Raw genomic sequence first — 24,995 nt, forward strand, 5'->3', positions numbered from 1 at the left:
CGCATGGCGGCCACGACCACCGCCGACCGCTGGCTGCGCACGCGCACGCCCCGGCCGTCGGCCACGACGACCCTCGTGTGCCTGCCGCACGCGGGCGGATCGGCGAGCTACTACCGCGACTGGGGCGCGCGGCTGCCCGCGTCGGTCGAGGTGCGCGTCGTGCAGTACCCCGGCCGGGAGGAACGCCTCGTCGACGATCTGGTCGACGACATGGCGGCGATGGCCGACGTGCTCGCCGACGTCCTCGCCCCGCTGTTCGACCGGCCGGTCGTGCTGTTCGGGCACAGCATGGGCGCGGCGATCGGGTACGAGGTGACCCGGCGGTGCGAGGAGCGCGGCCACCCGCCGGCCCTGCTCGTGGCCTCCGGGTTCACCGCTCCGCACCGCCGCGCGCGCGGCGACCTGCACACCCGCGACGACGACGCGCTCGTCGCCGAGCTCACCCGCGTGTCCGGCGCCGACGCCGCCGCGCTGGAGAGCCCCGACCTGCGCGAACTGCTGCTGCCGATGATCCGCGCCGACTACCGGCTCATCGAGCGGTACGCGCCCGCCGTGCCGGATCCCATGGGCACACCGCCCCTGGCCACCCCGCTCGTGGTCTACCGCGGCGACGCCGACCCGGACGTCGACGCGGACGGCGGCGAGGCGTGGCGCGACCTCGCCGCGTCCGGCCGGCTGCGCGAGCACCGCGCGTTCGCCGGCGGCCACTTCTACTTCCGGCACGACCCGACCGCCCTGCTCGGGGCGATCTCCGCGCACCTCGGGCGGGTCCGCCCGGTGACGACTCACTGAGGGTGAGGGAAATGTTGTTGGCCAACGAAGACGTGCTGACCACCGCCGCGCTGGACGCCGCCGAGCACGAGTGGCTCGACCGGATCGCCCGCGACCTGCTGGACGTGGCCGGCGGGCGGCTCGACAGCCCCGAGTGGGTGGCCGCCGCACGCCGGGCGTGGGAGGACGCGCCCGCGACCCTCCGGCACGCGCTCAAGGAATTCCGTCGCGACTCGGGCACCGGCGGCGCGTTGCTGCTGCGCAACCTGCCCGTGGACGAGGACAACCTGCCGCCGACGCCGAAGGCCGAGGGCTCCGTGGTGCGCGAGGCGACGGTGTCGGCCGCCGTGCTCGTGCTCGTGGCGCACGGCCTCGGCGACCCCGGCGCGTTCCGCGCGGAGAAGTCGGGCGCGCTGGTGCAGAACGTGGTGCCGGTGCCGGGCAAGGAGGAGGTGCAGGGCAACGTCGGGTCGGCGCACCTGACGTTCCACACCGAGAACGCGTTCCACCGGCACCGCCCCGACTTCGTTCTGCTGGGGTGCGTGCGACCGGACCACGAGCGGATCGCCGAGCTGCGGCTGGTGTGCTCGCGCCAGGTGCTGCCGAAGCTGGGCGAGCAGGCCCGCTCGGCGCTGTCGTCGGCGGAGTTCGTCACCGCGCCGCCGCCCTCGTTCGGCGCGACGTCCGGCGAGGTGCCGCCGCGCGCCGTGCTGCACGGCGACCCGGACGACCCGGACCTGTGCGTCGACCAGGCGGCCACCCGGCCCGTCACCGAGCGCGCGGTCGCGGCGATGGCCGAGCTGGGCGAGCTGTTCGACAACTCGTTCAACGCGCTGCGGCTGACCGCGGGCGACCTGGCGATCGTGGACAACCGGGTCACCGTGCACGGCCGGTCGGCGTTCACCCCGCGCTACGACGGCGCGGACCGCTGGCTGCAGCGCACGTTCGTCTTCGCCGACCTCCGCCGCTCCCGGGGCCACCGCCCCGGCGACGGCTACGTGCTGGAGAGCTGAGCCGTGGACCTGCTCAAGGGCAAGACCCTGCTCGTGACGGGCGTGCTCACGCCGTCGTCCATCGCCTACCACGTGGCACGCCTGGCGCAGGAGGAAGGCGCGAACGTCGTCCTCACCGCCTACGGCCGGGTGCGGCTGGTGGAACGGCTCGCGCAACGCCTGCCGTCGCCCGCGCCGGTGGTGGAGCTGGACGTCACCGACGCCGACCACCTCGCGTCCCTGCCGGACCGGATCAGTGCGCACGCGGACCGCGTGGACGGCGTGCTGCACTCCGTGGCGTACGCGCCGGCCGAAGCGCTCGGCGGCAACTTCCTCACCGCGCGCTGGGACGACGTCGCGCCGGCGTTGCACGTCTCCGCCTACTCGTTGCAGGCGCTCGTGCGCGCCGTGCGGCCGATGCTGGGACGGGGCAGTTCCGTGGTGGGCCTGGACTTCGACGCCTCGCACGCCTACGCCGAGTACGACTGGATGGGCGTGGCGAAGGCGGCGCTGGAGTCCTGCGCCCGGTACCTGGCGTCCTACCTCGGCCGCGACGGCATCCGCGTCAACCTCGTCGCCGCCGGTCCGCTGCGCACCACCGCGGCCGTCGCGATCGGGCCGGGCGGTGACGAAGCCGCCCGCCGCGAAGGCCTGCGGTGGCACGGCAAGTCCCCGCTCGGCTGGGACGACCAGGAGTTCACGCCCGTCGCCCGCGCGTGCGTGGCCCTGCTGTCGGACTGGTTCCCGGCGACGACCGGCGAGATCGTCCACGTCGACGGCGGCGCGCACGTGGTCGGAGACCGGCCCGGTGTCCCCGTCGTGGGACTGCCGCCGTCGGCGGGATCGTGATCACGGGACATGGGGTCGTGGGCGCAGGAGGTCCGGGCTCAGGCGGCGGGGCAGGACCCGTTCGTGCTGTACCTGATCGTGGCGTGCGAGATCGCGTTCTGGGTGGTGCTGGCCTCGGGCCTGCTCGCCCGGTACGCGCTGCGCAAGCCCCGGCTGGGCGGCGCGCTGCTGGTGGGCGTGCCGGTGGTCGACCTGGTGCTGGTGGTGGCGTGCGCCGTCGACCTGCGCACGGGCGGCACGCCGGGCATGACGCACAGCCTGGCCGCGGCCTACCTGGGCATCAGCGTGGCGTTCGGCCCGTACCTGGTGGCGCGGGCGGACGCGTGGTTCGCGCACCGCTTCGCCGGTGGCCCGAAGCCGGCCCGCCCGCCGCGCCGCGGGCGTGCCCGGCAGCGGCACGAGTGGGCGATGTGGCTGCGCTGCCTGGCCGCGCTGGGCATCTCGTCGGCGTTGACGCTGGTGATGTTCCTGATCGGCGGGCCGAGCACGGTCGAGTTGTGGAACTTCGAGATCCAGCTCGCCGCGGTGACCGCGATCTGGCTCGTCGGTTGGCCGCTGCGCTTGACGTTGTTCCCGCCCAGGACGCCGGTCGGGGCGGACGACCACACGGAGGAGGAACGGTGACCGCAGCCGTCGAGGCGCGAGGCGTCGTCAAGTCCTACAAGGCGCACCGCGCCCTCGACGGCGTGGACCTGACCGTGCCCACCGGGACGGTGCTGGGCTTGTTGGGCCCCAACGGCGCGGGCAAGACCACGATGGTGCGGGTGTTGACGACGTTGCTGCGGCCCGACGCGGGCGACGTCCGCGTGGCCGGCTACGACGTGGTCTCGCAATCGGCCGACGTGCGCCGGTCCATTGGCCTGTCCGGGCAGTACGCGGCCGTGGACGAGAGCCTGACCGGGTACGAGAACCTGTACCTGGTCGGTCGGCTGTACGGGTACAAGGCCGCCGCGGCGCGGGCGCGGGCCCGGGAGCTGCTGGCGTTGTTCCGGCTGGAGCAGGCCGCGTCCCGGCTGCTGCGCACCTACTCGGGCGGTATGCGACGGCGGCTGGACCTGGCGGGCGCGCTCGTCGCCCGGCCGCCGGTGGTGGTGCTGGACGAACCGACCACGGGCCTGGACCCGCGGTCCCGCCTCGACACGTGGGAGATGGTGCGGCGGCTCGTGGACGACGGCGCGTCCGTGCTGCTCACGACCCAGTACCTGGAGGAGGCCGACCACCTGGCCGACTCGATCGTGGTGATCGACCGCGGCCGGGTGGTGGAGCGGGGCACGTCCGACGAGCTGAAGGCCCGCGTCGGCAGCGAACGCCTGGAGATCGTCGTCGCCGACCACGCGGACCTGCCCGAGCTGACCCGCGTGCTCGCCGAGGTCGGCGCGGCCGAGCCCGTGGTGGACGAGCACCTGCGCCGGGCGCACGTGCTGGTGCACGTGGGCCCGAAGACGTTGATGGAGGCGTTGCAGCGGCTGGACGCGCTGGACGTGCGGGTGCTCGACGTGTCGCTGCACCGCCCCAAGCTGGACGACGTGTTCCTGATGCTCACCGACCGCGCCGACGACGGGGAGGACTCGTGACCGCAGTGGCCAAGGTCGCCGTCGACGGCTGGATGATCGCCTGGCGCAACCTGCTGCACGTGCGGCGCAGCGTCGACTGGGCGTTCGCCGCGGTGGTGCAGCCGGTGATGTTCGTGCTGCTGTTCGGGTTCGTGTTCGGCGGCCTGCTCGGCGGCGCGGCGTACCGCGAGTACCTGCTGGCGGGCATCCTGGTGCAGACGCTGGCGTTCAACTCCGCGTTCACCGTCATCGGCCTGTCGACGGACCTGCGCAAGGGCTTCATCGACCGGCTGCGGTCGCTGCCGATGTCCGGTGTGTCGGTGATGGTCGGCCGCACGCTGTCGGACCTGGCGGTGAGCGTCGTGGCGATGCTCGTGACGTGCCTGTGCGGCCTGCTCATCGGCTGGCGGGTGCGGGGCAGCTTCACCGACGCGGTGCTGGCGTTCCTGGTGCTGCTGGTGTTCGCGTTCGCCATGTCGTGGATCGGGGCGCTCATCGGGCTGGTCTCGCCGAGCCCGGAGGCCGCGCAGAGCGCCGGCCTGATCTGGCTGACCCCGCTGACGTTCGTGTCGTCCGGCTTCGTGCCGGAGGAGTCGATGCCGGGCCCGCTGCGGGTGATCGCCGAGTGGAACCCGCTGACCGCCGTCATCAACGCGGTGCGCGGGCTGTTCGGCAACACCGTGCCGGGGCTGGACGTCGTGTCCGGCTCGTGGCCCGACGACCACGCGCTGGCCTACGCCTGGCTGTCGTCGCTGCTGATCGTGGCGGTGTTCGTGCCGCTGAGCATGCGCGCCTACCGCCGCGTGGCGGCCCGGTGAACAGCGGTAGGTGGGGCGGGGGCCCGGCCCACCGACCGCGCGGCGACCAGGGGGGGCCGCCGAGTCCCGGGCGCCCTCACCCCCGCCGGGCGGCGAACATCGACCGGTACACCGCCGTGATGACGACGATCAGCACGCCGACCATCGCCACCGTGATCGCGACGTTGGCCACGTCGGACACCTTGCCGCCGATGAAGTACTGCTTGATCAGGTTGGACCCGACGATCAGGACGACGTACACCCACCACGGGGCCCACCGACCGTCGTTCACCTTGCCCTCAGCCACTTGTCCTCCTTGCCGGGCGCGGGCACACCCTCAGCACAGTTCCTTGATTTTCGCGGCGCCCTCGGAGATGTCCTGGGCGTTGTCCGACAACAACTGCCGGGCCGCGGCCAACACCTTGGCGGTCTGCGACGATTCGTCCATGTTCCCGGCGATGTCGTCGATAACCGAAGCCAATGTCTTGGCCGATTCGCTCTTGCCGTCGGGACCCGCGGACACCCATCCGTTCGCCACGTGGCACAGCAAGGTCTTCCGACCCTCGTCGGTGTTGTCCGGCGAAGTCTGGTTCGCGGACGGTTCGCAGCCGCTCAGCGCGAGAACCGACACCACCGCCAGTGCTACCGCCACGCTTTTCATGGTGACATCCGCTCCTCCCGGTGTGGTCGGCGGCCCGTGCGCCTGCCGTGATGACATCATCGCGAAGCGGACGTTGCCGCGGCATCGGCGGTCGGAGCGATCACGGGTCATCACTTCGGCCGATGCGAGCCGCCGTGGCGTGTGCTGTGATCGCGCGGTGCAGGCCGGACTGAGTCGCGCTGTCTCCGGGCTCCGGAAGTTGCCGGAGTGGCAGCACGACGCGCTCATCGTGATCAGCTCGTTGGTGGTCGGTTCGGTCTTGTTCGTCACCGGCCTGTACCCGTTGTTCCGCCTGGACGACCACATTCCGCTGTGGGTGCGGGTGCTGTTGTTCGGCGGCATCTGCGTGGTGGAGGCGTTCCGCCGGATCGCGCCGGGCACGGCCCTCGCGGTCGGCACGGCGTTCCTGCTCGTGGACTGCGTCATCGGCGTCAGCACGCCCACGCTCGTCGTGTACGCCGACCTGCTCTACGCGGCCACGCTCTACGGCCCGCGCCGGCTCAGCCGCGACATGGTGCCGATCGCCGTGCTGACGTCGATCAGCACGATCACCGCGACCGTGCTGCTGGTGCCCGGCTGGCGCGCCACGGTGCTGGCCGCGTTCGCCGTGCTGCCGTTCCTGCTGATCCCGGTGTGGTGGGCGACGAACGTCCGGCAGCACCAGCGGATGGCCGAGGTGGAGCGGGCGAACGCCCGGCAGCTGGCCAAGATCGCCCAGCTGGACCGGACCGCCGCGGTCGCCGCCGAACGCGCGCACATGGCCCGTGACCTGCACGATGTGATCGCCGGGCACCTCTCCGCGATCGCCATCCAGGCCGAGGCGGCGCTGTCGTTGAAGGACGACGACCCGATGACGCGAGTGGTGCTCAAGTCCGTGCGCGAGAACAGCGTCAGCGCGTTGGACGAGATGCGTGCCATGATCAACCTGCTGCGCGCCGACGTCACCGACCCGGACGAGCCGACCGCGCCCGCGCGGCTGGCCCAGCTGTCCCGGCTCATCGAGTCGGCACAGGCGGGCGGCATGAAGCTGGACGTCCGGGTGGACTACGACGACACCGAGCCGTTGCCCGCCGCGGTCGACCTGACCGCGTACCGGATCGCGCAGGAGGCGCTGACCAACGCCATGAAGCACGCACCGCGCACGAGCGTCGTCCTGGAACTGCGCCGCACCGACACCGAGATGGTGCTGGAAGTGGTCAACGAGCTGCGGGACGGCGGTGGCGGCGGAGGGCTCGGCACGGGGCTGCTGAACATGCGGGAGCGCACGGCGGCGGTCGGCGGCTCGCTGACCGCCGGGCCGTCCGACGGCGCGTGGAAGGTCCGCGCGGTGCTGCCGCTGCCCGGGGTGGAGCGGTGAGCATCAGGGTGCTGGTCGTGGACGACCACGCGGCCATCCGCGCCGGCCTCGTGCTGATCCTGGGCAACGCCGAGGGCATCGAGGTGGTCGGCGAGGCCGGTGACGGGGCGACGGCGATCAGCCAGGCGAGGGCGCTGCGGCCGGACGTGGTGCTGATGGACATCCGCATGCCCGGCCTGGACGGCATCGCCGCGACCAAGGCGTTGCACGGCGACAGCGTGGCCCAGGTGCTCGTGCTGACGACGTTCGACCTGGACGAGTACGTGTTCGCGGCGCTGCGCGCGGGCGCCGCGGGCTTCCTGCTGAAGTCGGTGGACGCACCGCGGCTGGTGGAGGCGGTGCGGCTGGTCGCGGCGGGCGAGAACGTGCTGGGCCCGGAGATCACCCGCAAGCTGATCAAGGCTTACGCCGAGGCGCCGGTGAAGGCCCAGCCGGTCGTCGACAGCCGGCTCGACCAGCTGACCGAGCGGGAGCTGGACGTCCTGCGCTGCCTCGGCCGCGGCCTGTCGAACGCCCAGATCGCGCACGAGCTGTTCATCAGCGGCGCGACGGCGAAGACCCACGTCTCCCGCATCCTGACGAAGCTGGAGCTGCGCTCGCGCGTGCAGGCGGCCATCTACGCCCAGGAGAACGACCTGGTGTGACGCGGGGATCGCACCAGGCCTCACCGGGCCCCGCCAGGCCTGTGTGGGCCTCACCAGCCGAGCGCGCCGCCGCCCGTGACGGGGATCGTCGCACCGGTCACGTACGTGGAGCCCGCGACCCAGCGCACCACCTCGGCGATCTCCTCCGGCCGCGCCAGGCGGCCCAGCGGCACCTGGTCGATCAACGCCTGCCGCTGCGCGTCCGTCAGCACGGCGACCATGTCGGTGTCCACCGGGCCCGGCGCGACGACGTTGACCCGCACACCACGTCGCCCGTACTCCAGCGCCACCGACCGCGCGAACCCCTCCAACGCCGCCTTGGCCGCCGCGTAGTTCGCCTGACCGGGTGACCCGGCACGGGCCGACGCCGACGAGACCAGCACGATCGACCCCGCCCGCGCCTTCGCCATCGCGGGCAGCACCCGCTGCACCACGCGGAACGCGCCGAGCTGCGTCACCTCGATGATCTCCCGGTAGTGCTCCTCGGGCATCCGCGCGACCAGCCCGTCGCGGGTCACGCCCGCGTTCAGCACGACCACCTCCGGCGCGCCCTGGTGCGCGGTGACCTCGGCGACGGCGTCGGCCACCCGGTCGGCGTCGGCCAGGTCCAGCTCCACCCCGAACACCCCGTCCACCGGCACGCCCGACCCGCGGTGCGTGCCCGCCACCCGGTCGCCGGCGCGCCGGAACTCCCGCGCAACCGCCTCGCCGATACCCCGGCTCGCGCCCACGACCAGCACGGACCGGGTCATGGCGCCAGCTCCACGACCGCCTCGCCGCGCGCCACGGCGACGCCGTCGTCCCGGGTCGCCGTCACCTGGACGCGAGCCGTCGCGGCCGCCACGTCGACCGACGCGACCTTCCCGCTGCACGTCACCCGCGCGCCGACCGGGGTCGGCGCGGTGAACCGGGCCTTGAACGACCGCAGCGCGCCCGCCGCCGGCCACGAGGTGACCAGCCGGCCGAGGTGCGCCATGACGAGCATCCCGTGCGTCACCACGCCGTCCAGCCCGCCCTGCCGCGCCGCGGCGTCGTCGAGGTGCACGGGATTGTCGTCGCCGGACGCGACTGCGAATTCCCGAAGCCCCTCCCGGGTGATCGCGGGCAGCTCGGTCACGGGCAACCGGTCACCGACCGCGGGCGCGTTCACGCCGCCTCCCTATCCTCGATCACGAGCACCTGGCGCAAATCCACCAGGTGTTCACCACCCCGGTGCACGGACGTCTCCTGCACGATGAACTCCAACCGGCCACCCATCCGCCGGTAAACGTCGGCGACCACGCTCTCGAACCGCAACTCGTCGCCGGCGTGCGCGTTCCGGTGATAGGTGAACGACTGCTCGGCGTGCAACGCGCGCAACGGGTCGAGGCCCATGTCGACCAACAACTCCTCGCCACGCGCCTCGAGTTCCAAGCCGAACAACATCGTCGGCGGCAACACCAAGTCGGGATGACCGGCGGCCCGCGCCGCGTCGATGTCGACGTGCACCGCGCCGTCCTCGCCGATGGCCCGCGCGAATGCGACCACCCGCTCCCGCGGCACCCGCAGCACAACGGGATCGAGCCGTTTTCCGACGAACCCCGGATCAATCATCGGCGAACCGTACCCGCGCGCGCCACCGCACCGCGAGGGCACGCACGAATACCGCGACGGTTTACCGAAATCTATATTTCCGCTGTGTTCCCGCCGGTGCTCACCGGTCCACGCACACGACCCGACCGATCGCGTACCAGGCGTGCGCGAAACCGTCGTCGTCCTCCCAGACGTCGAGCTCGTACCACGAGGTCCCGGTGGCCCAGATGGTCGGCAGCACCTGCCCGGCGGGCGTCACGCCGGCCGCGCCGATGAACGACCAGCCCGCCGACAGCCGCCGCTGGTCGGAGTCGCACCGCACGTCGAACCACTTGTCACCCTGGTCCACCGGTGACGTCGCCGTGCGCAACCCCTGGCCGGGCAACGGATCCGAGCACACCGCGTAGGTCGTCAACCGCCAGTTGCCCCCGTACCCGTCGGGGTCCTCCATGCCGGTCACCGCGACGCTCGTCAGGTCCGGCGCCTGCGCGACCTGGTTGACGTGCACCTGGCCCGCGCCCTGCGTGTTCCAGCCGGAGGCGAGGAGCTTCTTGCCCGCCGGGCACGTGGCGCGCACCTGCTTGTTGGCCGACGTCGAGTCCGACGAGGACTGGACGACGGTGTGGCCCGGCACGGGCAGCGCGCACATCGCCTCCACGATGAGGCTCCACTCGGCGTCGGTGCCGTCCTGGTCCTCCTGGGCGAGCGCGACGACCGACGTCGCCGACGGGATCAACGCGGTGATCAGCACGTCACGTCTGGCCCCGCGCGCGTAGGCGAACGCTCCGATCACCTGCTTGCCCGCCGGGCAGGACGCGGAGTTGATCCGGCTGACGTACGACGAAGGGCCGGCGGGGGAGGACAGGACCAGTTCGTCGCCCGGGATGGCGGCGGACGCCGGTGGCGCGACGACGACCACGGCGGCGGTGACCGCGACCGACAGCGCGATCAGGGTGCGGCGGAACATGGCGACCTCACAGGGGAAGTGGGACGGCTACACCGTGCGAGACGCCCCACCGCGCCCCGGGTTGCCGCCCGGGCCACGCGGAACGATCCGGTCCACGCGCACCGGACCGTTCCGCGCCGCCCCGTGTTCCGGCGACCATCGCGCCGGCCACGGCCGCCCGCGGGTTCTCACCCCGTCGTCGGAGACGGAGACCCGTGGTCGGCGGTCGCGTCGGGGTACTCGTCGTGCCACCTCCACCACGAGCCGGCCGGGGTCTGGGGGTAGCCCTCGGGCGAGTCCTCCCAGTCCTCCTGCCTGCCGAGCGCGGTCATGTCGAGGTAGCTGAACGTGCTGCCCAACGCCTCGTCGCCGCGTTCGTTGATGAAGTAGGTGCGGAACACGCGGTCTCCCTCGCGGATGAACGCGTTGGTGCCGTGCCACTCGTCGACGCCGAAGTCGACGTCGAACTCGTCGAGGATGGTCACCCAGGGCATCCGCCAGTCCATCCGCTCCTTCAACCGCCGGATGTCGGCCTGGGGCGCGCGCGAGGCGAGCACGAGGGTGGTGCCGCGGGCGTTGAGGTGGGAGAGGTGACCGATCTGGTCGGCCGTCACGAGGGAGCAGCCGGGGCACGCGTGGTCCGGCCAGCCGTGCACGCCGGGCTCGAAGAACGCCCGGTAGACGATCAGCTGCCGCCGGCCCTCGAACAGGTCGAGCAGGCTCTGCCGGCCGCGCGGCGTGTCGAACGCGTACTCCTTCTCCACCTCGAACCACGGCATCCGCCGCCGTGCCGCGGCCATCGCGTCCCGAGCCCGGGTCAGCTCCTTCTCCTTCACCAGCAGTTCCCGGCGAGCGTCCTCCCACGCCGCCGCGGACACGATCGGAGGGGTTTTCATCATGGCTGTCCACCTTCCACTCTCGGGTTGACGTTCACGGCAGCCCACCGCGGAGGTGGGTGGTCGTGAAGGGCCGCGGTCATCCGGTGGGGTCGCGGTCGAGGTGGTCCTTCAGGGCGCTGAGCGGTCCGTCCCAGTCGCGTGCCAGCGCCGCGAGGTACTGCTGTGCCACCCGCATCGGCGCGGAGCGCAGGCGGAACCGCACCCGGCGCCGTTCGCCGGGCTCCGCCAGCACCAGGCCCGCGTCGGTGAGCAGGGCGAGGTGCTTCGCGATCGCCTGCCGGGTGACGGGCAGGCGATCGGCCAGGTCCGTGGCCGTGGCCGGGCCGCCCGCCGCCAGTGCCGCCAGGATGGCGCGCCGGGTCGGGTCGGACAGGGCGGTGAAGACCCGTTCGGCGACCGCTTCGACGTCGGGCGGCATCGGCGTCAGGCGGGTTCGAGGTAGTCGACCAGCTCTCCCAGCTCGCTCGTCCAACCCTGGTTGTGCGCCTCGTACCCCTTGCCGTAGCCGTCCTCCGGCAGTTGCGCGAACCCGCGCTCCACGACCTTGAGCCGCGTGCCGGAGTCGACCTCCTCCAAGGTGAACTCGACGTACGTGCGGCGCGGGTCGTCCGCGGGCATGCCGAAGACCGGCCACGTGAAGGCGAACACGGTCGGCTCCTCCACCCGTTCCACGCGCAGCTCGACCGTCGGCCCGTCGGACCAGGTCACCCGCGCGGTGCCGCCCGGGCGCAGGTCGATCGTCGCCTCGTTGCCGAACCACGTGCCCAGCCCCTCGGCCGTGGTGATCGCCGCCCAGACCTTGGCCGGCGGTTGAGCGATCTCCACGACCCGCTCGATGTGATCGGGAAAACCCATGGCGGGACGCCTCTCGTGAGTAGCAACCGTACGGTTGCAACCGTAGCGCAACGAGGGGGTCCGCGTGGTCCGAGGTCCCGATCGGGTGATGCGGGTCAGAGCCCCACGGTGAGGGCGCCGACGAGGGACAGCCGGGAGACGCCGGTGGTGGCGCAGCTGATCGGGTCGGGGTTCAGCGCGGTCAGCTGCGCCTTCGCGGGTTGGGCGGCGAACGTGCCGGAGCTGATCGAGCCGAGCAGCACGATGACGATGTTCGCGCCGACCCGGCTGGACGTCCGGTTGTAGGAGAACGTGCTCGGCGCGACGGCCGGGTCGGTCCACGTGAAGGTCCGCGTGCCGGCGCCCTGGTAGAACAGCGCGGTGCAGGTGTAGTCCGGCAGCGTGGCGACCTCGGTGTAGGAACCGGTGGCCGCGGAGCCGTTGGCGCAGTTGAAGAGTTGGCCCTCGACGGTGACGGTGACCGTGTTCGGCGTGTTGGTCACCGGTTCGCTGAAGGTCACCACTTCGTTGACCAGGCAGGCCTGCTCGACGGCGGCGTTCGCGGTCGGCACGACGCCGGTCAACGTCGCCGCGGCGGCCAGGCAGGCAGCTGCGGTGGCCTTGCTCGCGTTCATCCGGGACCTCCCGATGTCTCAGCGGCGGACATGGTGGTCATCGGCCACCGTTCGCTTTGCGTTACCGACCGTGTACCGAACGTGTGAGCATGTCCCTGCGCAGGAGCCGGTTCGCGAGTCTTCCGGGTGATATCGCGGCCGGGTGCGCATGACGGGCGGGTGGCGTGCCATCCCACTGCCGGAGGTGGCGCCATGGTCCGGGTGGGGACGTTCCTGCCTGCTCGCCCGGCCGACGGCGGGCCCGGCAACGGCGGAGTCATCCCGCCCGACGACCACGCGACCCTGATGGGGCTGCTGTCGGAACTGCCCGGAGTGGAGTTCGTGCACGGGCTGGACTTCCGGGACTCCTACATCCGCCGGGGCCGGGTCCACTGCGGTGACGTGTGCCTGAACGACCTGGACCTGTACCTCTGGTACGCCGACTTCGCGCGCAAGCCCGGCACCTACGACCTCGACGCGTTGCTCACGGTGAAGCGCGACACGGCGGTCGTGCCCGACCCCGAGCGGATCGCGGTCGCGTTCGACAAGCACTGGTCGTACCTGACGCTCGCCCGCGCCGGCGTCCCCGTCCCGGACAACGTGCTGGTCAGCCGGCGCAACCTGGACGCGGCGGCGCCCGTGATCGAGGAGTGGGGCCACGCCGTCCTCAAGCCGCGGCGTGGCTGCTTCGGCTGGGGAGTGCTGTTCATCGACAACTTCACCACGCTCAGGGACGTCGTCGGCTACATCGACTCCGAGACCACCGAGGGACGGGTCCGCGGCGTGCCGTCGTCGGGACCGGCCCGCAGCTACCTGCTCGAGCGCTTCTACCCCAACGACCCGGAGGACTGGCTGGGCGTCACCGTCGCGGAGCACGAGGTGGTGTACGGCTTCCGGAAGACCCCCGAACGCCACGTGCGGTGGAACGACTTCGCCTGGAAGGTCTACGACGCGGGACGCGGCGGCGGCGCCGTCGAACACCGGGAAGTGCCCGCCACGCACGCCGCACTGGCGCTGCGGGCGCACCGGGCCTTCGGCCTGCCGCTGCTCGGCCTGGACGTCATCCGCCACGAAGGCGAACCGATCGTCGTGGACGTCAACACCGGTCCCGCGCTCTACCCCGACCTCTTCACCGCGGCGGGCAGGTCGCTGCCGCACGAACTGCTCCGCGTCCTCACCACCGCGATCGGCCGGATCACCGGTCAGCCGACGGCGGCCAGCGGCATCAGGTAGACCAACGCGTCGTCCACCCCGTCCAGGCACAGCACGTCGTGCGCCATGTCGTCGTAGAAACCGCCGATCACGCCCAGCGCCAGCCCGGACGACGCGGCGACCAGCGCGAGGTTCTGCGCCAGGTGCCCCGCCTCCGTGAACGCCAGCCGCAGCGTCCGCAGGCCGTACACCTCGCGCAACGCGCCGACCCGCGTGTAGAGCGCCAGCATCGCGGGCATCGTGGCCGGGTCGACCTTGGTCTCCCCGTCGCCGAAGTACATGGAGATCGCCCGCACGTCGTCCACCAGCGGTGCGGACGCGACGTGGACCAGCGTCCGCCGCACCTCGTCCACCTCGTACACGCCCGGTGCGAGCCCGGCGACCCGCCACGCCACCACCCGCAGCCGGGCGCTGTGCCGCGCGCCCGCGCTCGGGTACGGCCTGCGCCCGTCCGGGAGAGCGCCTTGCGCGGTCCACAGCAGGGTCGCCAGCTGCCCGGCGTCGAGCGTGCCGGACAGCTCGGCGCCGCGTGCGGTGTGCCGGGTCAGCAGCGCGTCGGCCAGGCCGCCGGCCACCGGCGCGCCCTCGGGCAGCGGCACGTCCGGCCACCACGGGGGCGTGGCCGGCGGCGTGACCTCGTCCTGGCGCCCACCCTGGTCGGGCACGCCCCAGTGGAACCTGCTGGCCGCCAGGTAGCGCCGGTCCGGCGCGGTCGCACCGTCCTCGTGGAACGGGGTGGGCCCGTCCGGCGCCTCGGCCGTCATCGCCACCAGCCGGCAGGCGGTGCGCTCCTCCTCCGGGTCGACGCCGAGGCGGTTGCACAGCATGTGCAGTTGCGAGGCCCAGGCGTAACGCGGCAGGTCCGCCGCCCGCACCTGGTCCATCCAGTACGCCACCACACCCGTGGCGCCCGATTCGAGCCGGTCCCACCGGGCGGCGAGGTGGGCGGCGCGCGCCTCGTGCATCGTCCGCGCGGCGACGTGGGAGCGCAGGCCGGGCGGTGCGACGGGTTCGAGCGCCTGCCGCCACCCCGTCGCCAGGGAACGCAGCCACGCCGCCGCCTCCAGGCGGTCCATCCGCAGCGCGATCGTCGTGGCCATCACCAGCTCCACCGCCGCGGTGAACCGCACCCCCGACGACCGCAGCACGGCGACCGCCACCTCGGTGCTGCGGCAGAACACGTCCTCGGCCACGGGCAACGCCTCCGGCCCGCCGTACCGCTCCACCTCCGGCTCGTACGGCGTCTCGCGCACGTCACCGTGCGGCAGCCACCCGGGGGACGAGGCCTGCACCGGGTGATCGGCCTCCGCGACCAGCGAGCGCAACCGACCGGCCAGGTCGACGGTCGCGTCACGCACCCGGACGCGCAGGTGCGGCCCGGCCTCCCAGTACCGCACGTAGAACCAGTCGGCGACCCGTCCCGCCGCGCGGTGCCCGTCCAGCTCCGGCGCGAGGACGCCGGCGATGAACGCGTCGACGTCCTCGACCGACCACGACAGCCGCACGTGCAGGCTGGTCCACGTCATCACGTCTCCAGTGGGGTGAGGTCGTAGGTGAAGCCCGTGCCACGCGAACGCCCGGCCAGCAGCAGGTAGAGCAGCACGTGCGACGGGGGCGCGCCGACCATGGCCTCCAACGGGCCGTCGTCGGTGCTGCGCGCGGGCCGGCAGAACGCGCCGGCGGACGCCGCGGCCGTGCCCACGTGCTGCGCCATCGCGCCGGCCGCGCGCAGCAGGGCCCGGTAGCCGTCCGGACCGCCGGACGCGACGGCGGCGGCCGGGTCGCCGGTCGTCACCAGCGCGAGGTTCATCGAGGCGACGTGGATCGTCCCGGGCGGGTGCCCGAACACCGGCCGCAACCCGGCCACCGCCGGTCCGGGCGACACCAGCCTCAGCCCGCCGTCCACGGCGTACCAGCCGTCGGCGACGCCCTCGACGTTGCGCACGGCCAGCCGGTGCCGCAGGTCGTCGCGCACGGGCGACCCGGCCGGCGGGTCGTTGAGCACCGCCACGACCGCCCGCAGCGCGCTTTCGGGCAACGGCCGGGGATCGGCCGCGATACCGCGCGGACCCACCCCCGAACTGCGCCGCGGCACGGGAGCGGGCTCCGGCGTCACCCCGTCGAACGCCACGGTGACCGTCAGCCCCGAGACGCGCGCCACGAGGCCGAGCCGTGCCGCGTGCTCGACCAACGCCGCCGCGACGTGGCCCACCTCCAACTCCGTGAGCACGTCGCCGAAGTCGCGGTAGCCGGGGGAGAGGCGGTCGCGCCGGCGGACCAGCTCGACCCGCACCGGCCCGTCGACCGCGGGCGTGCCGTCGCCGACCAACGCCCGCCGCACCGGGTCGAGCGTCCACCGCCCGTCCACCACCAGGTCGACGGTGGCCGCGGCCCGTGCCGACGGGTAGGCCCGGTGGTCGTTGTACTGGTTCCACGGTTCCCAGCGCAGCGGTGTCGCCACGTCGGACAGCAGCCGCCCCAACGCCGCGCCGAAGCGTCCCCGCAACGCCGTCAGCGGCACGCGCGGTCCCTCCGGGGCGGCCGTGCGCGGCGACGCCCCGGGCTCGACCACCCGCCCCGGACCGTGGGTGTACGCGGCGAGCAGGGCCTCGGCGCTCACGGGAACGGGTGGGGTAGCGGGGTGCCGGCCAGGCGCAGCCGCGGCAGGCCGTGCGTGCGCCGGTTCAGCTCCCCGAACGTCATCGGCACGGCGCCGGGCACGATCACCTTCGCCGAGTGCAGGCCGAGCCGGTCGCGCACCACCGGGTCGCTCTGGTCGACCGCGATCACCTCCAGGTCCAACGCCGCCCACTTGCGCACGTAGTGCTCCAGCAAGGCGTCCAGGTCGTCCCGCGGCACGTCGGGCACCTCCAGCTCCACCTCCGGACCGGGTGCCAGGAAGTCGTACCGCTCGGCGGCTTCGGTCAGGCCGTTGACGTTGACGTGGTCGTCCATGCTCCGGATCAGCCGCGGTTCGCGCAGCAGGGCCCGCAGCCGGTCCACGTCGTAGTCGCCGGGCTCGACGCGGTAGCGCTTCGCGCCCGCCTCGACGTCCATCGCCACCTCGGCCGCCGCCGACCGCATCGCGGCGTCCGGGTCGAGCCCGGCCCCGGCGGCGAAGAACGCGTGCGGCTGCCGGGGGGAGCGCGCAAGCGACAGCACCGACGGCACACCCAGGTCGTTGGTGGCGTCGTAGAGCTCCAGCCGGTAGCCCAGCTGCTCCAGCCGGTCCGCGATGTGCGCGGTGACGTCGTCGCGCACGCGCAGGCTCCGCAACGGCGTCCGCTGGTACCAGGCCATCAGGAACGCGTCCCGTTCGGCGACCTCGAACAACCCGTACAGCACCGCTTCGGTGAGGCTGTTGCCGGTGCCGCACCCGTTGGACGTCTCGTCCACGAATCGCGTGCCGTCGCCGTGGCCCCAGTAGGCCACGTGCTCGGGCACCGCGACCGGCCGCCCGCGGGTGTACGACCAGCCGTGCACCCACCGGGTCCGCTCGTCCGGGTGGTACGGCACGACGTGCGGCGACTCGTGGTCGGGCAGGCCGAGCCGCGTCGGGTCGAGCGCGCGGTCGCCCAGCTCGGCGAACGACGCCTCCAGGACCGTGGTGACGCGCCGGGGCCGCAGGCCCGCGTGCCGTTCCACCGCTTCGTACAGCGCGACCCGTTCGGCGTCGGCGTAGTCGGCGGTGCGGCCGAACCCGGCCTGCCCGCCGCCCAGCTCGGCGCTGACCGCCGCCACGGTCAGGTCGCCGATGCGGTGCATCCCGCCGACCGGACCGTGCCTGAGGTCGAACAGCTCGCGCCGCAGCGCGTCGCCCTCGGTGAGCGGGTTGGGCCCGCGCAACGTGCCCGGGACCACCGGGATCGGCTCGCGCACCACCGTTTCCGGGGAATCGTCGGGCACCGGGCCGCACGTCGGGCAGCCACCGGGCCGGGGCCGGACCCGGTGCTCGCCGACGGTCGCCAGATCGGTCCGCAACGCCACCACCTTGTCGCGGTGGGCGTCCGGATCGGCCCGCACGCGCTCGACGAGGGTGGTGATCAACGGCCGCAACGCCGAGGACGCCAAGCCGCCCAACCGCATCCGCCGATCACCACGCGGCACGGACGCGCCGAGCGTGGCCAGTCGCGCGTCCTCGGCGCAACTCACGCACACCCCGTCCGACACCGGACCGATCAGCACCAACGCGCCGTCGAACCGCACCGGCACCACCGGACCGTCCGCGCCGACGCCGTCCAGGTCACCGATCGCGTACTCGGCCAACTCCACCACACGCACGGTCACCGTCCGCCCCCCGCCACCGCGAACCCCACGAGGCCCGCCGCCTCCAGCACGGGGCCGAGGTGCACCGGCTTGACGTCCGCCGCGAGCGCCCGCAAGTCTTCCTGGAACGCCTCCTCGCCATCGCGCAGCCCGTACGGCCAGTGCCAGTCGCGGTTCGTCCACGGCGCCGCGGCCCCGTCGGGCTCGGCGAACGGCGCCGCGCCGCAGAGCACGACGGGTTCGGTGACTGCGGTTGGTCCGGGTTCGGCGGTTGTCACGGCTCTGGCCTGTGCCCGCCCGGCGGCGCCCATTGCGGCGAATGCGACCGCGTCCCCCGGCTCGGCCTCGACCGCCCAGGACAGCTCCTCCCCACCCACCCGCACCACCGCCCGCACCACGCGCGGGCCGAGCCTGGTCACCTCCAGTTCGGCCGGCAGGGCGAACCGGAGCGTCACGGCCTTCCACCAACGCCGGGCGGTCGGGTCGGTGGCCCACTCCTCCTCCGCGACCGGTGTGCCGACCAGGGACCGCACTGCCGTGCGCAAGGCCAAACCGAGCGCGTGCACCCGATCCGCGCCGAGCGCCACACCGTCCGGTGCGAGCGCACGTGCGGCGCGCAACAGAGCATCCAGCCGGGCGGCGTGCTCGGTGGTCCCGAAACCGATCACCTCGCCGGACGCGGCCAGCTTCACCGGCAACTGCGGCAGCTCGCCCGGCAACGGGGTGGGCACCGGTCCCAGCTCCCGATCACCCAGCACCTCCAGCAGGGCACCGGTCGGCTCCCGCGGCCGGACCGCGGACAGCCACGGGTGGTACTCCGCGTGCAGCGGGTCGACCCGCGCGACCAGGACGGCCTGGTGCGGCGGCCCGGTCGGCGGCACGTCGCTCCACATGTCGACCACCTCGGTGGACGGGTCGGGCAGCCCGCCCAACGCGCACACGATCCGGTGCGCCGCGGCCGACCCGACCAGAGCGGCCAACACCTCCGGCGGCGTCCCCGGCGCGCCGGCCAGCCGCGCCGCCACCGCGGCCGCGTCGGCCTCGACGTCCGCGACGGCGCCCGGCGCGACCACGAAACCGACGTCGGCGGCACACCCGGCGGCGACGGCGTGCCCGCCGGCGACCAGGAGCAGACCGGCGCCGGGCCGGACGGGCGACACGTCCACCCCCGCGGCGACCAGCGCCCGGTGCGCGTGAGCGGCCAACGCACCCTCACCGGTCACCACGACCGTCGCCGACCGGAGCCGTCGCCACGCTTCGACCGGTGCCGGCGCGACGGACTCCAGCCAGCTCGCGATGTCCTCGGGCGGCGCGTCACCACCCCAGTCGGCGGGCACCTCCACGAGCATGTCGTGCTCGTGCAGCTGACCGATGAGCAGCTCCAACGCCCGTGCCACGGCCGGCGGCGCGTTCTCCGGCACCGCCAACGCCCCCGGCGGCACGCCGTCGGCCAGCGGGCCGGCCAGGCGCTCCCAGATCGTCCACAACCCCTTGCCGCCGTCGAGGGAGAAGCTGGACCGCCACCCCCGCACGTGCAGGCCCGTCTCGGTCGGCGTCGCGTGCACGATCGGCCGCAGCCGCAGCAAGTTCCCGCTCATCGGGCCACCTTCGTCATCTGCGCCACGTGCTCGGACCAGTCGATCCCGGTGATCCGCTGCACCGCCCGCACGACCAGGCTCGCCGCCAGGTAGCGCTCGACGGGCGTCACGTCGCACACGGCCAGCAGTTGGTAGAGCATGTTGGTCCCGAAGCGGTAGACGGTCACCGGCCGCTGGTAGTCGGGGTGGTCGAAGTCGACCTCCCGCAACCGGTCGTGGTAGTCGCTGATCCGGTCGGTGTGGTCGCGGTGCCAGCGCCGGATCGCCTCGTCCTCGCCCATCTCCAAGGCGCGCTCGCCGAGGTGCGCCGAGTACGCGGTGGGCAGGTCGCCGCGGTCGAACACCTCCTCGACCAACGCACGCGCGCCGTCCGTCCACGCCACCCACGGTGTCGCGACCGTGCCACCGGCCACCCCGCGCACGGTCTCCACCAGCTGCTCGGCGTTGCGCTCCCACACGCCGTCGAACCGGCCGCGCAGCACGCCGTCGGGATCGCTGTGCAGCAGGAAGCTCTCCAGGTGCGACAGGAACGAGTGGTAGCCGTTGACCAGGCCCGCCGGGAACCGGCTCGCGTGCGCCGTCATCGCCACCACGGCCAGCAGCACGCGCGACTGGCTCGTGCCGTCCACCGCCACGGCCTCCCGGATGGCCGGCACGCCGAGCCGCAGGCACCGGGTGCGCAGGTCGACCAGCACGTCGGAGACCAGCAGCCGCCGCAGGGCCGTGAGGTCCGTCGGCTCGACGACCACGGTGTTGTCCGGGTGGATCGGCTCGTACGGCGGCGGCACGAGCTCGGCGATCCCGTTCTGCCGTGCCTGCGCGAGCAGCGCCGAGTGCTCCACGTCCACAGTGGACGGATAGGTGGCGAGGTGGGCGCGCAGCCGTGACGCGACCGCCTCGGCGGCCTCGTCCGGCCCGTCCAGCCGCACCCGCACGTGCGGCCCGTGCAACCAGTGCCGCTCCACGTGCCCGGTCGCGCCGGAGCGCTCCGCCTCGGCGAGCGCGGGCAGGACGGCATCGCGGAGCAACGGCGCCTTCACCGGGTCGTGGTAGTAGCAGACGACGTCGATCACGAGGCCCTCCAGTACGTTTCCGCGATCAGTTCGACCACCCGGCCGCCACCGGCGCCGGGCACGGGCAGCGCCTCGGCCAGCCGCACGCCGTCCGGGAACCGCGCCAGCAGGCGCGGCAGGCAGCGCAGGTGCAGCGGGTCGCCCAGGTCGGCGTACTGCGGTTTGCCCGCCGTGAGCGCGTGCCGGTAGGCGTCGGCCGAGACCGGGCCCCGGTCCGGTCCCACGAAGACGTGCTCCGGCAGCCCGTGCCTGGCCCGCAACCGGGCCACGTCGAGCGCCGCCCGTTCCTCCGCGCCGATCGGCGGCGGCACGGCGAAGTCCCAGGAACGGCGCGCCAGCACGACGTCCCCGTAGGTCAGGCGACCCCGGGCGGTCACCCCGCCGTCGGTCGTGGTGGAGCGCAGCCCGTCGAGGTCGACCCACCCGCAGGCGAGGTCGGAGTACAGCGCCACCTGCCGGTCCGGCAGCGCCAGCGGGATCAGGAAACCCAGGTACAGCACGTCGAGCGGAACACCGCGGTGCGTCAGCCGCACCTCGTCGGTCACGGGGTCGTGCCGCACGTCCAGCTCGTCCGCCGCCAGGTCCGCCCACCGGGCGTCCTCGCCGACCTCGCGCGCGCCGAGCAACGGGTGCAGGTTGGCGTTGAAGCCCTGCACCGGCCGGAACTGCACGGGGTTGGTGGTGTGGCGGCGCACCTGGCGCGTCACCGCGTCGCGCGCGCCCGGCAGCAGGTCGAGGAAGCGGCTGGTGAACTTGCCGAACCCGGCGTAGACGCGGTTGACCACGAGCCGGCCGTCGTGGGTCGGCTGGGCGAAGAAGCCGTACGAGCCCGTGCGCCGGGTCGCCCACGCGGGCAGCAGGTCGGCGGCCGAGGCCAGCACGTCGTCGGTGACCACGCCGTCGTGCACCTGCCCGGCCAGCTTGTCGCGGGTCTCGACGACGGCGCGCACGTCCGGGTCGGCCGAGGAGCCGATGTCCATGGACTCCTGCCACGCCTGCGACAGCGGCCCCGAGCAGTCGGCGAGGGTCGCGACACCGCCCTCGCCGAACCGCTCCACGAACCTGCCGCGGATCAGCCGGCGCAGCAGCACGTGCTGGTCGAACGCCACCAGCAGCGGGGTCAGGCGGGTCAACGCGGGCGCGGCGCCCGGCGGCACGGGCACCGGTTCGGGCAGCACCACGTCCTCGACCACCGGCGTCACGCCGGTCAGGTCCGCGCCGACCCGGTCACCGAGCTCGCGCCAGCCGGCCGAGAGGTCCGCGAGCACGGCCGCGCGGTCCGGCGCTCCGGCGGCGGCGAACGCGGCGGTGGTCGTGGCCAGCGCGGTCAGCCGGCGGGCGGTGTCGCCGTCGGCCGGCGCCAGCCAGGAGGCCAGCGAGCCCACCGCGTCCGGGTCCTGCGGGTGGATCGGGGAGACCGGCACCAGCAGCCCGAGGTCCAGGGTCTTGGCCACGAACGCGCTCGCCCTGCGGTCCGCGTCCGGCCCGGCCAGCTTCGCCGCCAAGGCCGTCGCGATCCGGTCCAACGACAACCCGTCCGGGCCGGCCTCCCGCACGACCTCGACCACGAACCGCAAGGGCCGGGTCGCCGCGACGTCCACTTCCTCCTCGCTGACCACCGCCGCGCGTCCGACACCGTCGACGGGGACATCCCGGCGGAACAGCAGCCGTCCGCCGCGTTCCCGCACGGCAGGCGCGAGCCGGTGCGGCAGCCTCGGTCCCAGCGCGTCGACCAACCTCGTCACGAGCAGGCGGTGCACGGCCGGGTGCGACACCGGTTCCGCCGCCGGCCACGGCCCCTCGCCCCAGACGCCCCAGCCGACGTGCGTGTACCAGGACAGGGGACTGGTCTTCGACGTCGCCCGCAACGCGTACCGCAGCACGGTCGGCTCGGCCTTGCGCGCCTTGCGGTCGGGCTCGCCCCGGCCCCGCGCGGTGCGGTCCAGGCCGTGCAACAGGTCCGCACCGGTCAGCACGCTCGCGCGGCGCAGCGCGTCGGTCGCGCACACCTCCGCGAGCCACTCGCGTGACGCGGCCAGCTCGCGCGGCCACGCCGCCAGCGCCGCGTCCACCGCCCGTGCCAGTTCTCCGTGGGCCGCCAACCATTGCGCCAACAGCGGCACGCGTGCCGGCAACGTGCCCAACTCCGCCGGGCGCGGGACGCGGCCGTTGTGCACGTCGCGGCGCAACGGCAGGACGACCGAGCGGTGGAACGCGGGGGAGTGGCCGTCGGCGCTGTCGTGCAGCGCGTCGGCGAGGTCCGGCGCCAGCGCGGCGATCCGGGCCTCGGCCGCGACGACCGCGTCCAGGCCCGCCCGGAAGTCCGACCCGGCCGGCCGGGGGTGCGGCAGCGCGGCCACCCGGACCAACGCGTACGGCGCGAGTTCGGTGGTGGTGCGGTCACTGGCCATCCGGTGCTCCCCGTGGTGCGGCCGGGAGCGCCCGCGTGCGGACGCCCCCGGCTGCGGCTCGACTCAGCTGTGCGTCGGCACCGTCGGCAGGTGCGGCTGCTGACAGCAGCAGCACGAGGTGCTGCTGCACGAGCACGCCGCCGCCGAGGCGCCGGTCTCCGGCAGCGCGACGGCGTCGCGCATCGCGGTCACGGCCAGGTCGCCGAGGTCGAGTTCCGAGTCGTCGAAGGTCAGGTCCATCGGTCACGTCCTTTCTGGGTAGGTGCGGTGGCGCCGGTCGGCGCGCCGCGTCGGTGGTGCCGGTCGACCCGCCCGGGAATGGTCCCCCGCCCCGTCGCGGCGACCGGAGCACCGCGCGCGTGGCGTTGCGGTACTCCGAATCGGGTTCCGGCGGGGTCATCGGGTGCCTCTCCGCGGTGCGGGCGCCGGACCGCACGCTTTCACCTGCCGGTATACGTCCGGTATGCGCTGCGGTGGCCGATGGATTCCGCCGGGTGGCTCCCCGCCGCGCACCCGCCGCCACGACCTACCGTGTGCGGTGACTGATGGGGGTTGGACGTGGGGAGATCCGGGGTGTCGACCTGTTCGACGTCGCGTGTGCAGCAGGAGATCGACATCAGGCTGTTAGCCGGGCCCGCCGTGAGCGGGCCCGAGAAGACCGGGGTCGTGCCCGGAGGGGTGAAGTCGCGGACGTTGTTGGCCGCCTTGGCGTTGGACGCGGGTTCGGCCGTGTCCACCGAACGCCTGATGGACTACTTGTGGGAACGGGAGCCGCCGCGCAGCGCGCTCAAGAACCTCCAGCTGTACGCCTCACGGCTGCGCCGCTGCCTGGACGCGGCGAACGCGGGCTTCTCGCGCCTGCTCGTCCACGTCGGCCACGGCTACCGGCTCGACGTGCCGCCCGAGGCGGTGGACGTGCTGAGCGCGGGCGGGCTGCTCCGCTGCGGCGTGGACTGCCTTCGGCGGGGTGATCCGCACGGCGCCGCCGCCTCGCTGACCGCCGCGCTGTCGGGGTGGCCGGTCGACGGCCTGGTCGGGCTGGTGCCCTCCGGTCCGGCCACGGCGGTGACGGCGTTGTGGCGGGAACGCCGGATCGCCGCCGTGGAACACCTGGCGACCGCCAAGGTCGCGCTCGGCGCGTGGGAGGAGGCGGTCGACGTCCTGGCGCCCCACGCGTCCGCCCACCCGACCCGGGAGTCGTTGCAGGTGCTGCTGATGCGCGCGTTGGCCCACCTGGGCGACCGCGTGGGCGCGATCGACACCTACCGCCGGCTGTGCCGGGTGCTCGACGCGGACCTGGGCATCCGGCCCGGCCGTGAGGCGCGTGCGGTGTTCGAGGGGTTGCTGAGCAACGCCTAGCGCCGCCGGGTGTTCCCGGGCCGCCCGGCGATGGCGCCGGTGATCGTCTCCTCGATCGCGAGCGCGGCGCCGGACCGGGCCCACTCGGTGAAGTCGAACGGCCGCACGTCCAGCCCGACCAGGTCCGGGTCGTCCTCGTAGGTGTCCGCGATCCCGTCGTGCACCAGCGGGGACGGCACCTCGTACGGCGGCAGGCCGTCGCCGGTGAGCAGCACCTTCCGCGGGTCGCCGGCGCGGACCCGGTCGAGGGCCTCGTCGTAGCTCGGGTGGCCGGTCAGCCGCCGCAGCACGACGTGCGACATGAGGTAGCTGGAGATGCAACCGCGCCGGCCGCAGCCACACCCTGGGGTCCGTTGGCGTCCACCAGGGTGTGGCTGAAGTGGGGCGGCAGGCCGTGCGACCGAGCTCGGCCCGCGACAGCGGCCCGTGGATCAACACCTCCAGCAGGACGTCGCGCGTCACCTCGGGCAGCTCCGGCCAGGAAGAGGTGGTGCGGCGGGCGCCGTCGGAGATCACCGCTCGAACGTAGCGCCGTTCTGGGAGCGCTCCCAGAACCGCGCCCCCGCCCGGGGCCCGCCAAAAAACCC

29 protein-coding genes are annotated in these 24,995 nt (G+C 73.6%); 11 read left to right on the forward strand and 18 right to left on the reverse strand.

Annotated features, from left to right (window positions below; genetic code table 11):
• Nucleotides 1-3 precede the first annotated feature (3 nt).
• The 6 genes from LNK82_RS18525 to LNK82_RS18550 are packed head-to-tail and all read left to right on the forward strand — an operon-like array spanning nucleotide 4 to nucleotide 4,983.
• Nucleotides 4-792, forward strand: coding sequence for a thioesterase II family protein (locus LNK82_RS18525; RefSeq protein ID WP_230568253.1), 789 nt, complete (start codon nucleotides 4-6; stop codon nucleotides 790-792).
• Nucleotides 793-803: 11 nt separating this feature from the next.
• Complete coding sequence (locus tag LNK82_RS18530) at nucleotides 804-1,784, forward strand: TauD/TfdA family dioxygenase (RefSeq protein WP_230568254.1); 981 nt, start codon at nucleotides 804-806, stop codon at nucleotides 1,782-1,784.
• Nucleotides 1,785-1,787: 3 nt separating this feature from the next.
• Nucleotides 1,788-2,612 (forward strand): enoyl-ACP reductase FabI, encoded by an 825-nt coding sequence (fabI, locus tag LNK82_RS18535; RefSeq protein ID WP_230568255.1) that lies wholly within the window; start codon nucleotides 1,788-1,790, stop codon nucleotides 2,610-2,612.
• A gap of 9 nt (nucleotides 2,613-2,621) precedes the next feature.
• Nucleotides 2,622-3,236, forward strand: a complete 615-nt coding sequence (locus LNK82_RS18540; RefSeq protein WP_230568256.1) for a hypothetical protein — start codon at nucleotides 2,622-2,624, stop codon at nucleotides 3,234-3,236.
• Entirely contained in the window at nucleotides 3,233-4,186 is a 954-nt protein-coding gene (locus tag LNK82_RS18545) for an ATP-binding cassette domain-containing protein (protein ID WP_230568257.1), read from the forward strand. Before LNK82_RS18540 ends, LNK82_RS18545 begins: the two co-directional genes overlap by 4 nt.
• Nucleotides 4,183-4,983: an ABC transporter permease gene (locus LNK82_RS18550; protein WP_230568258.1), complete on the forward strand. Its 801-nt coding sequence runs from the start codon at nucleotides 4,183-4,185 to the stop codon at nucleotides 4,981-4,983. The genes LNK82_RS18545 and LNK82_RS18550 overlap by 4 nt, the downstream gene beginning before the upstream one ends.
• A 76-nt stretch (nucleotides 4,984-5,059) precedes the next feature.
• On the opposite strand, the gene LNK82_RS18555 is transcribed toward LNK82_RS18550, so the two are convergent.
• Nucleotides 5,060-5,269 (reverse strand): hypothetical protein, encoded by a 210-nt coding sequence (locus tag LNK82_RS18555; RefSeq protein WP_230568259.1) that lies wholly within the window; start codon nucleotides 5,267-5,269, stop codon nucleotides 5,060-5,062.
• A gap of 30 nt (nucleotides 5,270-5,299) precedes the next feature.
• Complete coding sequence (locus LNK82_RS18560) at nucleotides 5,300-5,893, reverse strand: hypothetical protein (protein WP_230568260.1); 594 nt, start codon at nucleotides 5,891-5,893, stop codon at nucleotides 5,300-5,302.
• Between LNK82_RS18560 and LNK82_RS18565 the strand changes: the two genes are divergently transcribed.
• Both LNK82_RS18565 and LNK82_RS18570 read left to right on the forward strand, forming a co-directional pair.
• Complete coding sequence (locus tag LNK82_RS18565) at nucleotides 5,868-6,980, forward strand: sensor histidine kinase (RefSeq protein WP_308257236.1); 1,113 nt, start codon at nucleotides 5,868-5,870, stop codon at nucleotides 6,978-6,980. The genes LNK82_RS18560 and LNK82_RS18565 overlap by 26 nt on opposite strands.
• On the forward strand, nucleotides 6,977-7,624 hold the full coding sequence (locus LNK82_RS18570; RefSeq protein WP_230568261.1) for a response regulator: 648 nt from the start codon (nucleotides 6,977-6,979) through the stop codon (nucleotides 7,622-7,624). Before LNK82_RS18565 ends, LNK82_RS18570 begins: the two co-directional genes overlap by 4 nt.
• A 50-nt stretch (nucleotides 7,625-7,674) precedes the next feature.
• Here LNK82_RS18570 and LNK82_RS18575 read toward each other — a convergent pair whose 3' ends face one another.
• The 8 genes from LNK82_RS18575 to LNK82_RS18610 all read right to left on the reverse strand — a co-directional run bounded on the left by LNK82_RS18575 (nucleotide 7,675) and on the right by LNK82_RS18610 (nucleotide 12,510).
• Nucleotides 7,675-8,376, reverse strand: a complete 702-nt coding sequence (locus LNK82_RS18575) for an SDR family oxidoreductase (protein ID WP_230568262.1) — start codon at nucleotides 8,374-8,376, stop codon at nucleotides 7,675-7,677.
• Nucleotides 8,373-8,774 (reverse strand): MaoC/PaaZ C-terminal domain-containing protein, encoded by a 402-nt coding sequence (locus tag LNK82_RS18580; protein WP_230568263.1) that lies wholly within the window; start codon nucleotides 8,772-8,774, stop codon nucleotides 8,373-8,375. Before LNK82_RS18580 ends, LNK82_RS18575 begins: the two co-directional genes overlap by 4 nt.
• Nucleotides 8,771-9,217 (reverse strand): FAS1-like dehydratase domain-containing protein, encoded by a 447-nt coding sequence (locus LNK82_RS18585; protein ID WP_230568264.1) that lies wholly within the window; start codon nucleotides 9,215-9,217, stop codon nucleotides 8,771-8,773. The genes LNK82_RS18580 and LNK82_RS18585 overlap by 4 nt, the downstream gene beginning before the upstream one ends.
• Nucleotides 9,218-9,317: 100 nt before the next feature.
• Nucleotides 9,318-10,163 carry a hypothetical protein gene (locus LNK82_RS18590; RefSeq protein WP_230568265.1) on the reverse strand — a complete coding sequence of 282 codons (846 nt, stop codon included), beginning with the start codon at nucleotides 10,161-10,163 and terminating at the stop codon, nucleotides 9,318-9,320.
• Between the two features lie 167 nt (nucleotides 10,164-10,330).
• Nucleotides 10,331-11,038 carry a DUF899 domain-containing protein gene (locus tag LNK82_RS18595; protein WP_230568340.1) on the reverse strand — a complete coding sequence of 236 codons (708 nt, stop codon included), beginning with the start codon at nucleotides 11,036-11,038 and terminating at the stop codon, nucleotides 10,331-10,333.
• Nucleotides 11,039-11,117: 79 nt separating this feature from the next.
• Nucleotides 11,118-11,459 carry a metalloregulator ArsR/SmtB family transcription factor gene (locus tag LNK82_RS18600; protein ID WP_230568266.1) on the reverse strand — a complete coding sequence of 114 codons (342 nt, stop codon included), beginning with the start codon at nucleotides 11,457-11,459 and terminating at the stop codon, nucleotides 11,118-11,120.
• A 5-nt stretch (nucleotides 11,460-11,464) separates the two neighbouring features.
• Nucleotides 11,465-11,896, reverse strand: a complete 432-nt coding sequence (locus LNK82_RS18605) for an SRPBCC domain-containing protein (protein ID WP_230568267.1) — start codon at nucleotides 11,894-11,896, stop codon at nucleotides 11,465-11,467.
• A gap of 95 nt (nucleotides 11,897-11,991) precedes the next feature.
• On the reverse strand, nucleotides 11,992-12,510 hold the full coding sequence (locus LNK82_RS18610) for a hypothetical protein (protein WP_230568268.1): 519 nt from the start codon (nucleotides 12,508-12,510) through the stop codon (nucleotides 11,992-11,994).
• Between the two features lie 192 nt (nucleotides 12,511-12,702).
• Here LNK82_RS18610 and LNK82_RS18615 point away from each other — a divergent pair, with 192 nt between their 5' ends.
• Complete coding sequence (locus LNK82_RS18615) at nucleotides 12,703-13,722, forward strand: ATP-grasp domain-containing protein (protein WP_230568269.1); 1,020 nt, start codon at nucleotides 12,703-12,705, stop codon at nucleotides 13,720-13,722.
• Here the strand turns inward: LNK82_RS18615 and LNK82_RS18620 are convergent.
• The 7 genes from LNK82_RS18620 to LNK82_RS18650 all read right to left on the reverse strand — a co-directional run bounded on the left by LNK82_RS18620 (nucleotide 13,692) and on the right by LNK82_RS18650 (nucleotide 23,289).
• Nucleotides 13,692-15,227: a thiopeptide-type bacteriocin biosynthesis protein gene (locus LNK82_RS18620; protein WP_230568270.1), complete on the reverse strand. Its 1,536-nt coding sequence runs from the start codon at nucleotides 15,225-15,227 to the stop codon at nucleotides 13,692-13,694. The two genes, LNK82_RS18615 and LNK82_RS18620, sit on opposite strands and share 31 nt — an antisense overlap.
• Nucleotides 15,227-16,321: a nitroreductase family protein gene (locus LNK82_RS18625; protein WP_230568271.1), complete on the reverse strand. Its 1,095-nt coding sequence runs from the start codon at nucleotides 16,319-16,321 to the stop codon at nucleotides 15,227-15,229. Before LNK82_RS18625 ends, LNK82_RS18620 begins: the two co-directional genes overlap by 1 nt.
• Entirely contained in the window at nucleotides 16,318-17,988 is a 1,671-nt protein-coding gene (locus tag LNK82_RS18630) for a TOMM precursor leader peptide-binding protein (protein WP_230568272.1), read from the reverse strand. The genes LNK82_RS18625 and LNK82_RS18630 overlap by 4 nt, the downstream gene beginning before the upstream one ends.
• Nucleotides 17,985-19,565: a hypothetical protein gene (locus LNK82_RS18635; RefSeq protein ID WP_230568273.1), complete on the reverse strand. Its 1,581-nt coding sequence runs from the start codon at nucleotides 19,563-19,565 to the stop codon at nucleotides 17,985-17,987. The genes LNK82_RS18630 and LNK82_RS18635 overlap by 4 nt, the downstream gene beginning before the upstream one ends.
• Nucleotides 19,562-20,638, reverse strand: a complete 1,077-nt coding sequence (locus LNK82_RS18640) for a lantibiotic dehydratase C-terminal domain-containing protein (RefSeq protein WP_230568274.1) — start codon at nucleotides 20,636-20,638, stop codon at nucleotides 19,562-19,564. Before LNK82_RS18640 ends, LNK82_RS18635 begins: the two co-directional genes overlap by 4 nt.
• Nucleotides 20,635-23,049, reverse strand: a complete 2,415-nt coding sequence (locus LNK82_RS18645) for a lantibiotic dehydratase (RefSeq protein ID WP_230568275.1) — start codon at nucleotides 23,047-23,049, stop codon at nucleotides 20,635-20,637. The genes LNK82_RS18640 and LNK82_RS18645 overlap by 4 nt, the downstream gene beginning before the upstream one ends.
• A gap of 63 nt (nucleotides 23,050-23,112) precedes the next feature.
• On the reverse strand, nucleotides 23,113-23,289 hold the full coding sequence (locus LNK82_RS18650; protein WP_230568276.1) for a thiazolylpeptide-type bacteriocin: 177 nt from the start codon (nucleotides 23,287-23,289) through the stop codon (nucleotides 23,113-23,115).
• 357 nt (nucleotides 23,290-23,646) lie between these two features.
• Between LNK82_RS18650 and LNK82_RS18655 the strand changes: the two genes are divergently transcribed.
• Nucleotides 23,647-24,408, forward strand: a complete 762-nt coding sequence (locus LNK82_RS18655; protein ID WP_230568277.1) for an AfsR/SARP family transcriptional regulator — start codon at nucleotides 23,647-23,649, stop codon at nucleotides 24,406-24,408.
• Here LNK82_RS18655 and LNK82_RS18660 read toward each other — a convergent pair.
• Nucleotides 24,405-24,710, reverse strand: coding sequence for a hypothetical protein (locus LNK82_RS18660; protein ID WP_230568278.1), 306 nt, complete (start codon nucleotides 24,708-24,710; stop codon nucleotides 24,405-24,407). The genes LNK82_RS18655 and LNK82_RS18660 overlap by 4 nt on opposite strands.
• A gap of 92 nt (nucleotides 24,711-24,802) precedes the next feature.
• Here LNK82_RS18660 and LNK82_RS46835 point away from each other — a divergent pair, with 92 nt between their 5' ends.
• A complete protein-coding gene (locus LNK82_RS46835; RefSeq protein WP_268996629.1) occupies nucleotides 24,803-24,937 on the forward strand; it encodes a hypothetical protein in 135 nt (44 codons plus the stop codon).
• The last annotated feature ends 58 nt before the right edge of the window (nucleotides 24,938-24,995 follow it).

Source organism: Saccharothrix luteola (assembly GCF_020859565.1).
GTDB classification, from domain to species: Bacteria; Actinomycetota; Actinomycetes; order Mycobacteriales; family Pseudonocardiaceae; genus Actinosynnema; species Actinosynnema luteola.